13 protein-coding genes are annotated in these 11,517 nt (G+C 62.2%); 7 read left to right on the top strand and 6 right to left on the bottom strand.

The genetic code is table 11. The features are described 5' to 3' along the window. Nucleotides 1-2: 2 nt before the first annotated feature. Genes QMF81_RS06415 through QMF81_RS06405 form a run of 3 tightly spaced genes read right to left on the bottom strand, consistent with a single transcriptional unit; the run spans nt 3 to nt 1,728 of the window. A complete protein-coding gene (locus tag QMF81_RS06415) occupies nt 3-935 on the bottom strand; it encodes an AAA family ATPase (RefSeq protein ID WP_281749909.1) in 933 nt (310 codons plus the stop codon). Next, nucleotides 932-1,297, bottom strand: a complete 366-nt coding sequence (locus QMF81_RS06410; RefSeq protein ID WP_281749908.1) for a hypothetical protein — start codon at nt 1,295-1,297, stop codon at nt 932-934. The genes QMF81_RS06415 and QMF81_RS06410 overlap by 4 nt, the downstream gene beginning before the upstream one ends. Next, nucleotides 1,294-1,728, bottom strand: coding sequence for a PilZ domain-containing protein (locus QMF81_RS06405; protein WP_281749906.1), 435 nt, complete (start codon nt 1,726-1,728; stop codon nt 1,294-1,296). The genes QMF81_RS06410 and QMF81_RS06405 overlap by 4 nt, the downstream gene beginning before the upstream one ends. 52 nt (nt 1,729-1,780) lie before the next feature. Here QMF81_RS06405 and QMF81_RS06400 point away from each other — a divergent pair, with 52 nt between their 5' ends. After that, entirely contained in the window at nt 1,781-2,239 is a 459-nt protein-coding gene (locus QMF81_RS06400; RefSeq protein WP_281749905.1) for a 23S rRNA (pseudouridine(1915)-N(3))-methyltransferase RlmH, read from the top strand. Here the strand turns inward: QMF81_RS06400 and QMF81_RS06395 are convergent. Then, entirely contained in the window at nt 2,233-2,775 is a 543-nt protein-coding gene (locus QMF81_RS06395) for a hypothetical protein (RefSeq protein WP_281749904.1), read from the bottom strand. The genes QMF81_RS06400 and QMF81_RS06395 overlap by 7 nt on opposite strands. A 110-nt stretch (nt 2,776-2,885) precedes the next feature. Here QMF81_RS06395 and gcvH point away from each other — a divergent pair, with 110 nt between their 5' ends. The 6 genes from gcvH to QMF81_RS06365 all read left to right on the top strand — a co-directional run bounded on the left by gcvH (nt 2,886) and on the right by QMF81_RS06365 (nt 8,526). Then, nucleotides 2,886-3,266, top strand: coding sequence for a glycine cleavage system protein GcvH (gene gcvH, locus QMF81_RS06390; RefSeq protein ID WP_281749903.1), 381 nt, complete (start codon nt 2,886-2,888; stop codon nt 3,264-3,266). A 12-nt stretch (nt 3,267-3,278) separates the two neighbouring features. Continuing rightward, complete coding sequence (gene gcvPA, locus QMF81_RS06385) at nt 3,279-4,610, top strand: aminomethyl-transferring glycine dehydrogenase subunit GcvPA (RefSeq protein ID WP_281749901.1); 1,332 nt, start codon at nt 3,279-3,281, stop codon at nt 4,608-4,610. Then, complete coding sequence (gene gcvPB, locus QMF81_RS06380; protein ID WP_281749900.1) at nt 4,607-6,094, top strand: aminomethyl-transferring glycine dehydrogenase subunit GcvPB; 1,488 nt, start codon at nt 4,607-4,609, stop codon at nt 6,092-6,094. Before gcvPA ends, gcvPB begins: the two co-directional genes overlap by 4 nt. A gap of 9 nt (nt 6,095-6,103) precedes the next feature. Continuing rightward, on the top strand, nt 6,104-7,267 hold the full coding sequence (locus tag QMF81_RS06375; protein ID WP_281749899.1) for a HAMP domain-containing sensor histidine kinase: 1,164 nt from the start codon (nt 6,104-6,106) through the stop codon (nt 7,265-7,267). A gap of 78 nt (nt 7,268-7,345) precedes the next feature. Beyond that, nucleotides 7,346-7,825, top strand: coding sequence for a macro domain-containing protein (locus QMF81_RS06370; RefSeq protein WP_281749898.1), 480 nt, complete (start codon nt 7,346-7,348; stop codon nt 7,823-7,825). Further along, nucleotides 7,822-8,526, top strand: a complete 705-nt coding sequence (locus QMF81_RS06365; protein ID WP_281749897.1) for a metal-dependent hydrolase — start codon at nt 7,822-7,824, stop codon at nt 8,524-8,526. Before QMF81_RS06370 ends, QMF81_RS06365 begins: the two co-directional genes overlap by 4 nt. Nucleotides 8,527-8,585: 59 nt before the next feature. Here the strand turns inward: QMF81_RS06365 and QMF81_RS06360 are convergent, their stop codons facing one another. Together QMF81_RS06360 and asnS are read right to left on the bottom strand one after the other, a co-directional pair. Then, complete coding sequence (locus QMF81_RS06360) at nt 8,586-9,947, bottom strand: amino acid permease (protein WP_281749896.1); 1,362 nt, start codon at nt 9,945-9,947, stop codon at nt 8,586-8,588. 180 nt (nt 9,948-10,127) lie between these two features. Next, on the bottom strand, nt 10,128-11,510 hold the full coding sequence (asnS, locus tag QMF81_RS06355; RefSeq protein ID WP_281749894.1) for an asparagine--tRNA ligase: 1,383 nt from the start codon (nt 11,508-11,510) through the stop codon (nt 10,128-10,130). Nucleotides 11,511-11,517 lie beyond the last annotated feature (7 nt).

Raw genomic sequence — 11,517 nt, 5'->3', positions numbered from 1 at the left:
CCTCACCCGCCCATGGTAAACAGCTTGGGATTGCCGGTCACCTTGCGCACCAAGGCCCGGTAGTCCTGCGCCCCATGGGAACCCGGCGCGTATTCGTACACGGTCTTGCCATACGCCGGACACTCCGAAAGGCGCACGTTGTACCGGACGGGCTCGCACACAAGGTCGCCGTAGAGCTCTTGCAAACGCTTGAGGATCACATCGGGATTCTTGACGCGCTTATCGTAGAACGTGGGTAGGATATACTTGAGCGCCACTTCGCTGCGGTACTTCTGGATAGCGCTCATGCTCTTCAAGAATTCCACCAAGCCCTGCAGGGTCATGACTTCCAGGCTCACCGGGGTGAGCACTTCATAGACATAAAAGAGCACATTGACCGTCAAGGGGTCCCATCCCGGAGAGGTATCTACCACCACGTAGTCGTAGCTCGTCTCCACCGGCTCCAGGGCCTCCGCCAACGTGAGCTCACCACCAAAATCCTTGCGGTCGATGAGGCGCTTCACCCCAGCCAGAGAGCGGCCGCCCGCAAGGAGCCACAGATTCTCCCGCGCCTTGACCACCGCCTCGTCCGCCGAAAGCTCTCCGGTCACGAGCTCCGTGAGCCCAGCCTTGGGCTTGACCCCCAACGAATAGGCATCCTGCCCCTGGGTGTCCGTATCCACCAAAAGGACCCGATTGCCTGCCAAGGCAAGTCCTGCGGCCAGGTGTACGGCCGTGGTGGTCTTGCCCACTCCGCCTTTGCTCAAACACACACCGATACGCCGCGGACCCGGTCCCTTGGGGGCATCCGACGGCCGCGCACTGTCGGCAAGCGCAAACCGATGGCCGCAGGCACGGCATTGGGCCTTGGTGGCGCCAGCAGGAATCTTGGACACATCCACCCGGTGTTCCTTGCCACACCGCGGACACACCACGCGCAGGGGTTCGGTTGTCATGATTTTTCCTCCAAAAGACGGGCCACGGCGCGCGGATCGTCCTTGCGCCGGATTTCTTCCAAAAGCTGCGCCAAAGCCAGATTGACGAGGCGCGATTTGGAAACGCGCACATCCGGGGCGAGCTCGTCGCGCAACCGCTGGCTTGCGGCCTCCAGCCGGTCGTACACCTCTGGACGCAGGTAATGCGTCGCCTTGCGGACGCGGCAGCGGCTTTGAGACCGCTTTTTCGGCGCTACGATGGACGCTTTCTGGGGGGCAGCGCATTGCTGGATCAGGGCATTGAGTTCTTCCAAACCCTGCACCGTCTCATGCGCCTCTCCAGAGAAAAGCTCTCCCAGGACATCTCGACGGACGGCATTCATGCGTGCGCCTCCCCCACGATCCGGGCCTTGCGCCGAGTGACGAACTCCTCCACAAAGGACCCGAACTCCTCGGCCGCCCGGACCACGGCAAGACCGCAGCGCAAATGCTCCCCAACGTCCGCGGATACGTGCACCACCTCCACATCCACAGCCAGGGTGCGCCCATCCACTTCAAGCCGCGCCCCTTCGAGCACCATGCCCGGCTCCAAGAGAGCCCCATCCTCGAGAGCAATCCCGAGCCCCCAGCGAGAAATATCGAGCACCGGCCAGGACTGCTCGCCCAACCGCAGCCATGCCTCCTGCGCATCGAGAGGGACGCGGTAGGTGCTGCGCACGGCATCCACCGGCTCCTCTTCAGCCCAAAAAAGCAGCTCGTCGCCTTCGGTTCCGTCCACCCTCACCAAGGATTCCACCACATCCTGCTCGTGCATACCTCCTCCTCAAGCCTTGCCAATGGACCGCCCTCCCGCCTAGCACCGAACCATGCATCCCGTCACGGTCCTCACCATTGGCTCGGTCAAAAAACCCTTCTGGCAGCAGGCGGTAGATCACTACCAACGCTGTCTGCGCTCCCGCCTGCGCCTCACCCTCACCGCCCTTTCCCCGGGACGCGGCCCGCGGGACCGCTGCCGCGAAGAAGAAGCACGCCGTATCCTGAGCCAAATCACGCCCCGCCACCGGCTCCTTGTCCTGCACGATGCCGGGCCAGCGCGCACCTCGGCGGAATTCGCCCGCCTTTTGGGCGGACTCTGGGACAAAGGCCTTGTCCCGTGCTTTGCCGTGGGCGGACCTTTCGGCCTGACGCCGCAGCTGCTTGACGCTGCCTGGGACCAGGTGAGCCTTGGCCCCATGACCCTGCCGCACGAGCTGGCCCTGGTGGTGCTTCTGGAGCAACTCTACCGGGCAAGCACCATTTTGGCAGGGGTGGCCTACCACTACTGATCCGTCCACTCCAAGACGGCATCCAAACGAGGAAGCAACGGCCGCACCGCAGCCTTGTCTTGGTCGGAGACGTTCTTTTCCATGGTCTCGTACTGGGCGATGCTCTGGCGAAGATTGGCGACCATCTCCGGCTTCATGGATGCCGGGATCGACGTGTCCTTTTCCAATTCCGCCAGGCTTTGCCGAAGCTGGACAAGCGGAGAATCCCCGCCCTCGCTCATCTTGAGCACCATGTAAGTGCTCATCACCCGCGAGGCGAGGTCCGCCCAGGACGCGGCGTCCAGGCCGTTTTTGGCGAGCACGGCCTGCGCCTTGGCGTCGCGCATCACCGCTTTGCCCCACTGCGCCGCCAATGCCGCCGGGCTCTCTTCCTCCGGGCTGCCTTCTCCTTCCATGGCATCGAAGACCGGCTTGAGTTCCTCGTAGGATCGCACGAAGCGCTCCACCTGGCTTGACGTCAACGGACCTTGCGCCCAAGCCGCACTCCACAGCACCACCGCCATCCCCAATCCAATCCCCAGCAGTTTTGCTCGCATGCTCTTTCCCTATTTCCTTTCGGTTATTGGCACATTGCCCTTTGCGGGAGTTACCGCTATACTCGGCCAAGTTCAAGGCAAAAACCATCTTCCTTCTTAAGGAGTGTTGCATGATTCCCCAAGACCTCCTCTACAGTTCCTCCCACGAATGGGTCCGTCTGGACGGTGACGAGGCCATCATCGGCATCACCCATTTTGCCCAAGAGCAGCTCGGCGACCTGACCTTCGTGGAAACCCCGGCCGTGGGCGCACGCCTTACCCCGGGAGGCGAAGCCGGCACCGTGGAATCCGTCAAGGCGGCCAGTGAAATCTACTGCCCCGTGGCCGGCGAAGTCGTGGCCGTCAACGCCGCCCTGGAAAGCGCCCCAGAGCTCGTCAATCGCGACCCCTACGGCGAAGGCTGGCTTTTCCGGGTGCGTCTTACCCAACCGCCTCAGGATCTCCTGTCCGCCAGCGCCTACGCGGAGCACATCGCTGCCCAAGCCCATTAGGAGGCGCGCCTCATGCCATACATTGCGCACACGCCGGAAGATCAGCAGGCCATGCTGGCGGCTATCGGCGCCGCTTCCATCGAAGCGCTCTTCGCCGATATCCCCGCGTCCCTGCGGTCCCCGGAACTGGATTTGCCCGCAGGAAAAAGTGAAGACCATGTCCTGCGCCACCTGGCCCAGCTGGCGGCTAAAAACAGCACCGACCTGATCTCCTTCTTGGGAGCAGGTTTCTACGATCACGCCATCCCAGCGGCAGTGGACGCCCTGGCGGGCAGGAGCGAGTTCGTCACCGCCTACACCCCCTACCAGGCCGAGGCATCCCAGGGCATCCTCCAGGCCATCTTCGAATACCAGACCGCCATGGCCCGGCTCATGGACATGGAAGTGGCCAATGCCTCCCTCTACGACGGCGGCACCGCCCTCTACGAGGCCATCATGATGGCCGTGCGCCACACCAAGCGCACCCGCATCGTCATCTCCGAGTGCGTCAACCCCATCTACCGGGTGATGCTCAAAAGCTACACCACCAACCTGCATCTGGAGCTCGTCACGATCCCGCAGCAGGAAGGGGTGGCGGACTTGGGGGCCCTGAGCGCAGCCATCAACGACGCCACCGCCGCGGTCATCGTCCAAAACCCCAACTTCTTCGGCACCGTCCACGACTATACCGACCTCTGCGCCACTGCCCGCAAGCACGGCGCGGTGTCCATACTCTCCGTCTATCCCATTCTCCAAAGCGTGCTGCGCACCCCCGGGGCCATGGGGGCGGACGTGGCCGTGGCCGAGGGTCAGAGCCTGGGGCTGCCGCTTTCCTTCGGCGGGCCGTATTTGGGGATCATGACCTGCCGCAAGGCATTGGTGCGCCAGATGCCCGGCCGGGTGGTGGGCCGCACGGTGGATGCCAACGGCAAGAGCGGGTTCGTGCTCACCTTGCAAGCGCGCGAGCAGCACATCCGCCGCGACAAGGCCACCTCCAACATCTGTTCCAACCAGGCCCTGTGCGCCCTGCGCGCCCTGATCTACGTCTGCCTTCTGGGGCCGGAAGGGCTGCGGCGTACCGCCCAAATCTCCATGGAGCGCGCCCATTACGCATCCCGGCGCCTGGAGGCCCTGCCTGGAGTGCGCATCTACAACCAAGGTCCCTTTGGCAACGAATTCACCGTCGAGCTGCCGGTGCGGGCCTACGCCATCATCGATACCCTCCTCGCCAAGAACATCGTTCCGGGATTTCCCCTGGGCCGCTACTACCCGGGCCTGGAGAACCATCTGCTGGTGGCGTGTACGGAAAAGACTTCGCGTCAGGACATCGGTATCCTGGCCGAATACATCGGAGGTGCCTTGTGAAGACCGTTTTCGCCAAATCCCGTCCCGGCCGCACTGGGGTCTGGCCGCCGGCTCCCAAGACCGAGCCTGCGGCCCTGCTGGATCCTTCCCTGCTGCGCGACAGCGCCCCAGCGCTGCCGGAACTCTCGGAACTGGACACGGTCCGCCATTTCACGGAGCTCTCCCGGCTGAATTTCAGTGTGGATGGCAATTTCTACCCCTTGGGGTCGTGCACCATGAAGTACAACCCCAAGTTCACCGAAGTGGCCGCCAGTCATCCGGGGTTTACCTCCTTGCATCCCCTGGTGCCGCAGCTGCGCGGGGCCGGGCACCTCACCCAGGGGGCGCTGGAGGTCCTCTACGAGACGGAACGCTTCCTCTGCGCCATCACCGGCATGCACGCCTTCACCCTGCAGCCCCTGGCCGGGGCCCACGGGGAACTCACCGGCGTCATGCTCATGGCCGCCTACCACCGCGACAAAGGCAACACCAAGACCAAGATCATCGTCCCGGACTCGGCCCACGGCACCAACCCCGCTTCCGCGGCCATTGCCGGCTATCAGGTGGTGTCCATCCCTTCCCATGACGGCATCATCGACCCTGCGGAGCTGGAGAAGGTCCTGGACGACGAAGTGGCGGGGCTCATGATGACCTGCCCCAATACCCTGGGGCTTTTCGAGCGCAATTTGCCGCGCATCGTGGAGCTCGTCCACAGCGTGGATGGCCTCCTCTACTACGACGGCGCCAACCTCAACGCCATCATGGGCAAGATGCGGGTGGGCGATGCCGGTTTCGACGTGGTGCACGTGAACCTCCACAAGACCTTCGCCACTCCCCACGGCGGCGGCGGTCCGGGGGCCGGCCCGGTGGGGGTCAGCCAGCGTCTCGAGCCGTATCTGCCCATCTCGCGGGTGGTGAAGCTCGACGACGGCCAATACTCCCTCAACTACGACTACCCCAAATCCATTGGCTACATCGCGCCCTTCTACGGCAACTTCGGGGTCATCCTCAAAGCCTACGCCTACATGCTGCGTCTGGGCCGCGAGGGAATCGTTCGGGTATCGGAAAATGCGGTGCTGGCGGCCAACTATCTCCGCGCCCGGTTGCGGGGGCACCTGGAAATTCCTTATGACCGCACCTGTATGCACGAATTCGTGGCCTCGGCGGCGGAGCTGGCCGCCTCCTGTGGGGTGCGAGCCCTGGACATCGCCAAGGCGCTGCTCGACCGCGGCCACTACGCGCCTACCATCTACTTCCCGCTCATCGTCAAAGAATGCCTCATGATCGAGCCCACCGAGACCGAGAGCAAGGAAACCCTGGACCGCTTCGTGGACGACCTGGTGGACATCCTGCGCCAAGCCCGGGAAAACCCGGACGCCCTCCACGCGGCGCCCACGCGGCTTCCCATCACGCGTCTTGATGAGGTGCGGGCCGCCCGGGCCATGGAACTCACCGACGATGCGGGTCTGGCGGCGCACGACCCTATCTGCCCCGAATCCGCGTAACCGATTCCCATGCGCCCACGGACCCACTTCCTTCCAGCAGAGCGCATGCGGCCGGATCTCCTGCTTTTGTGGCGGGAGATCCTGCCGCGCTACCGGGACCTCCGGCTCCTCTATCTCCTCGAAACACCGTGGGCCATCGTCACCCACACCCGGCAAATTCTCCGGGCGAGCCCAAGCTTTCTCGCTTTTGGCGCTGCCAACGCCGAAGACGCCATCGTGGGCAAACGCCCAGGAGAATTCCTGGCCTGTGTCCATTCCGCCGGCCCCTTAGGCTGCGGCACCACCGAAGCCTGCCGCCAATGTGGCGCGGCCCAGGCCCTGGCCCAGGCCTTGCACCAAGGCACGCCTGCGCACATCACGACGGCCTTTCTCCGCCGCGCCGAAGGGCGCATCCAGGCCATCAACGCGCAAGTCACCGTGGCCCCCTTTCACGTGGGCTTTACCTCCTTTGCCCTCTTCTCCCTGCTGCCCACCAACGAGGCCACCGAGCATCAAGTCCTCGAGCGGGTCTTTTTCCACGACCTGCTCAACGGCATGAACGCCTTGGTGGGCGCGCTCACCCTGCTCACCGAGCAGCACACCGGAGAAATGGACGAATTTCTCTCCATGGTCCTGGAGCGCGCCTGGAGCATGGTGCGGGAAATCCAGGCCTACAAGACCCTGCACGCTGCAGAGCGCGGCACGTTTTCCGTTGCTCTCGATCCCGTGGATCTGGCGGCCTTGTGTCGGCAACTGGTGGCCATCCACCGTCCCCATCCCCTGGCGAAAGACAAACACCTCGCCATCCAGGCCCCAGCAGCCCTGCCCATGGTCTCGGACCCGCAGCTCATCACCCGCATCGTGGAAAACCTGCTCAAAAACGCCTTGGAGGCCAGCAGCGAAGGGACAACCGTCACCATCACCGTCGCTCCAGAAGGGGCGTTCGCCCGCATCGCGGTCCACAATCCTGGAGTCATCCCCGCCGAGGTGCAAGCCCGCATCTTTCAGCGCGGCCATTCCACCAAAGGCACCGGCCGCGGCTTCGGCACCTATGGCATACGCCTTTTCGTGGAAAACTACCTGGCTGGCAGCGTGCACTTCACCTCCACACCCACGGAAGGCACCACCTTCACCGTGCGCCTGCCGCTGCGCCATCCCTTGGCCGGCCCGGAACGCCTGGATACCCAAGGATGATTTCTTCGGCTTTGGCCTTGTGGAGCCGCTCCGTTTGGCATAAGGGACGCAAAAAACATGACCCAAGGGAGGGCGGCCATGCAGATCGTCTTCGGAGACCTCATCGCCTTGGCCCTGCAAGGGGCCTTTGACGTCATCGTCCACGGCTGCAATTGCATGTGCATGATGGAAGCAGGCATCGCCAAGGCCATCCGCGACACGTTCCCTGAGGCCTATCTCGCTGACAGCCGCACCATCAGCGGAGACCGCAAAAAGCTCGGCTCCATTTCCACGGCTACAGTGCACACCCGCCATGGAGAACTGACCATCGTCAACGCCTATACCCAATACCATTGGTACGGCGACGGTCCCCTTGTGGACTACGACGCCGTGGCCAGCGCTTTTCGGCAGATCAAAAAACGCTTCTCGGGCAAACGCATTGGATACCCGAAGATCGGCGCCGGCTTCGGCGGCGGCGATTGGGAACGCATCGCCGCCATCATCGACCGGGAACTGGCAGGTGAAGACCACACCCTCGTGATCTTCCGCCACGACACCACCATCAAGGAGCAGCCATGAACCACATCACCTGGCTCGGCCACGCGGCCTTTGTCATCACCACGCCCAAGCATACCATCGCCATCGACCCCTGGCTGGAAAATCCATCCGCCCCCAAGACCTCTCTGGAAGTACGGCCGGACCTTGTGCTGGTCACCCACGATCACGCAGACCACGTGGGACAAGCCGTGGAGCTCTGCCGCCACACCGGGGCAAAGCTCGGGGCCATCGTGGAATTGGCGGGGAGTCTTGTGCAGCAAGGGGTCCCCCAAGAGCAGGTGCTCAACGGCATCGGCTTCAACATGGGCGGCACCGTGGAATACGACGGCATCCGCATCACCATGACCCAGGCATTTCATTCCTGCAGCGTCGGCCACCCGGTGGGATTCATCATCGAGCTCGAAGACGGCACCACCGTGTACCACGCCGGCGACACCGCGATCTTTTCCAGCATGGCCTTGTGGGGCAAACTCTATACCATCGATGTGGCCTTGCTTCCCATCGGTGGGGTCTTCACCATGGATCCCGCCCAGGCCGCCCTGGCCACCCTGATGCTGCGGCCCAAACGCGTGTGCCCCATGCATTGGGGCTCCTTCCCGGTGCTGGAACACAACACCCAACGCTTTCGCTCGGAGCTTGGTAAGCTCGGCCTGGAAGACGCCCTCTGGGAACTCCCGGTAGGTGAGCCCACCGCCATCCCTGATCGCGAAACCAAAAAATAAACCCCGTGGCCCGGAAGTTCCGGGCCACGGAGCCGATCTTCACGCACCACGAACGCCGCTCAAGCCGCTTCCAGCTCTCCAGAAGGGCCAAGCAGCATCCGCCCCAACGCCAGCATCCCCGCAAAGACGATCAGATACGCCAACACGGCGCTGCCGTGGGAAAAATAGGCAGCATAGATCATAAAGACGCTGCCCACGATAGCCAGTACCGGCATGACGAAACGTTTGCCCCAAGAAAGCGTCGTCTCGTTGCGCATGAACATCAAAAAAATGGGGATGTACATGGCGTACAGCGTGACGATGGGAAGCTCCGAAGAATCGAAACAGAAGAATCCGAACCACGGTGTGGTCAAGTTGGCGCCGTAGAAGAACACCAACCATATCCCGCAAAGCAGCAGCCCAAATACCGCAGAATTGACCGGCATGTTGGTGACGGGATCGATCTGCCGGAACATCGGCGTCACTGTGCTGCTGCTGCGCACGGCCACGGAATACACGCCGCGGGTGCACCCGAGCATCAATCCGTTCAGGGTCCCCAGACAGGAGATGATGATAAACACCAACAGCACGGTACCGGCGCGCTGCGAGAAGATGACGGAAAACGCCGTGCGCACGCCTTCCTGCGCCCCGGCCATCAAGGTTTCGCTGGCAATAGTGCCCGCCAGCCCCACATAATACAAAATGTAGACCAACATCACGATGAACGTGCCCAACATCAGGGCAATGGGGAGATTGCGCTTGGCGTTTTTGAGCTCCGCATTGATGCTCGTGGCAATGATCCAGCCTTCATAGGCAAAAGACGTGGCCACCACCGCCACAAACAGGCCATGCCAAAAATCCACTTCGTGGACGACGTTCTCGAAGTTGAAGGCGAGCATGCCGGTGTTGAGGCCATACATGGTCCCCACCACGGCCATGAGCGCTAGAGGAATCAGTTTGATGATGGTGGTGGACACCTGAAAACGTCCGGCAAGCACAGGGCTCAAGGCATTGAGGGCGTAGCTTCCTACCAAATACATGGCGGAAAGCGTCATACACGCACCGCCGGTGATGTCCCAACCGAAAAGTACCGCTGTATAGCGTGCGGATACCCAGGCCAGAACTGAGGTCAACGTGGGGTAGTAGATGAGCGCCATAAACAGCCCCACATAATATCCGTAGGTTTTCCCGAGCGCCGCCTCGGCATAATCCACGATGCCGTTGACCCGTTCATACTTGGTGGCCATGACCGCGAAGGTGGCGGCGCAGGAAATCATGATCATTCCGCCCAAAAGCCAGGCGTAAATCCCCAAGAGCAAGTCCCCGCCCGTGGCCACGAGAATCTTTTCCGCCTTGAAAAAGACACCACTGCCAATGACAATGCCCACGACCATGGCAATGGCGGTACCCAAGCCAAACTTCTTCTGCAGTGTTGGTTCCATACATACTCCCATGGATGCCCAAAAAGAAAACGCCGCCGCGTATGCCCGGCGGCGCCAGAGGTCAAGGGTCGCGAAGCAACCCCGCGCTTGGAATTTGCGAACGTTATTTCAGAGTGGCGAACACGGCGGCATAGGGGCCGCCATCCCAGAAGGCGGCCCCAACGGGCATGACTGCGGCAGCTAAAACTCCAAATGCTTCGGGGTCCGCGGGAACGGAATGACGTCGCGGATATTGCTCACGCCGGTAATGAGCATGAGCAGGCGCTCGAAGCCCATGCCGAATCCTGCGTGCGGCACGGTACCAAAACGCCGGAGATCCAAGTACCACCAATATTCTTCTTGCGGCATACCCAGCTCTTCCATGCGACGGGAAAGCATATCGAGGCGTTCTTCACGGGCACTGCCGCCAACGAGCTCGCCGATACGCGGTACCAAAAGGTCCATGGCGGCAACGGTGCGCCCATCGTCATTCATGCGCATATAGAATGCTTTGATTTCCTTGGGGTAGTCGTAGACGATGACCGGGGCTTTACAGTACTCTTCCGTCAAATAGCGTTCGTGCTCGGTCTGCAAGTCGTGGCCAAAGCCCACCGGGAACTGGAACTCCTTGCCGCTGCGGCCCAGGACCTCCATGGCCTCGGCGTACGGCATGCGCACGAAGGGTTTGGTGGCCACGTTTTCCAGGGTGGCCATCAAGGTCGGCTCCACGAATTGGGCGAACAGGGCGAGATCCTCGGCGCAGTGGGCAAGCGCATACTGCACCATGCTGCGCACCAAATCCTCGGCCAGATCCATGTCATCGGCAAGGGTGGCAAAGGCCATCTCCGGCTCGATCATCCAGAACTCGGCCGCGTGCTTGGGGGTGTTGGAATTTTCCGCCCGGAAGGTGGGGCCAAAGGTATAGACCCGCCCCAAGGCGCAGGCCAGGTTCTCGGCGGCAAGCTGTCCGGATACGGTGAGCGATGCAGGACGGCCAAAGAAGTCGTCCTCATAGCGCACCGCCCCCTTTTCCAGGGGCACGGCCTCCAGGGGCAAGGTGGTCACCTGGAACATCTCGCCCGCGCCCTCGCAGTCCGAGCCGGTGATGATGGGTGCGTGCACCAAATAGAAGCCATGGTCATGGAAATACTGATGCACCGCATGGGCAAGACGGGCGCGGATGCGATACAGGGCGCCGTATTTGTTGGTACGCGGGCGAAGATGGGCAATGGTGCGCAAAAATTCGTCCGTGTGACGCTTTTTCTGCAATGGATATTCGGGGCCGGCTTCGCCGATGACGGCGACTTCCTGGGCGCGCACTTCCCAGCGCTGCCCTTTGCCAGGGGACGGGACCACGGCGCCGCGCACCTGGATAGAGGCGCCGGTGAGGATCCTGGGCAGATCTTCCCATCCTGGTGTCCCTGCGTCCACCACCACCTGCAAGTTCTTCAGACAGGATCCGTCATTGATTTCCAGAAAGGCAAAGTCTTTACTCTCCCGCTTGGTGCGGACCCACCCCATGACCGTTACTGCTTCCATCGGCGCATCCGCATGCACCACATCCACGATCACCGTTCGTTGCATGGTAGAC

Source organism: Thermodesulfomicrobium sp. WS (genome assembly GCF_027925145.1).
Lineage (GTDB): Bacteria > Desulfobacterota > Desulfovibrionia > Desulfovibrionales > Desulfomicrobiaceae > Thermodesulfomicrobium.
The sequence above is the reverse complement of the archived record's forward strand: the minus strand, read 5'-3'. Positions and strand labels throughout refer to the sequence as shown.

What these genes read in the sequence shown, in the direction of transcription:
- QMF81_RS06400 (WP_281749905.1), top strand. Translation starts at nt 1,781, where the DNA reads ATGCATCCCGTCACGGTCCTCACCATTGGCTCGGTCAAAAAACCCTTC.
- QMF81_RS06415 (WP_281749909.1), bottom strand. Translation starts at nt 935, where the DNA reads ATGACAACCGAACCCCTGCGCGTGGTGTGTCCGCGGTGTGGCAAGGAA.
- gcvH (WP_281749903.1), top strand. Translation starts at nt 2,886, where the DNA reads ATGATTCCCCAAGACCTCCTCTACAGTTCCTCCCACGAATGGGTCCGT.
- QMF81_RS06360 (WP_281749896.1), bottom strand. Translation starts at nt 9,947, where the DNA reads ATGGAACCAACACTGCAGAAGAAGTTTGGCTTGGGTACCGCCATTGCC.
- QMF81_RS06375 (WP_281749899.1), top strand. Translation starts at nt 6,104, where the DNA reads ATGCGCCCACGGACCCACTTCCTTCCAGCAGAGCGCATGCGGCCGGAT.
- asnS (WP_281749894.1), bottom strand. Translation starts at nt 11,510, where the DNA reads ATGCAACGAACGGTGATCGTGGATGTGGTGCATGCGGATGCGCCGATG.
- QMF81_RS06370 (WP_281749898.1), top strand. Translation starts at nt 7,346, where the DNA reads ATGCAGATCGTCTTCGGAGACCTCATCGCCTTGGCCCTGCAAGGGGCC.
- QMF81_RS06395 (WP_281749904.1), bottom strand. Translation starts at nt 2,775, where the DNA reads ATGCGAGCAAAACTGCTGGGGATTGGATTGGGGATGGCGGTGGTGCTG.
- QMF81_RS06365 (WP_281749897.1), top strand. Translation starts at nt 7,822, where the DNA reads ATGAACCACATCACCTGGCTCGGCCACGCGGCCTTTGTCATCACCACG.
- QMF81_RS06405 (WP_281749906.1), bottom strand. Translation starts at nt 1,728, where the DNA reads ATGCACGAGCAGGATGTGGTGGAATCCTTGGTGAGGGTGGACGGAACC.
- QMF81_RS06410 (WP_281749908.1), bottom strand. Translation starts at nt 1,297, where the DNA reads ATGAATGCCGTCCGTCGAGATGTCCTGGGAGAGCTTTTCTCTGGAGAG.
- gcvPA (WP_281749901.1), top strand. Translation starts at nt 3,279, where the DNA reads ATGCCATACATTGCGCACACGCCGGAAGATCAGCAGGCCATGCTGGCG.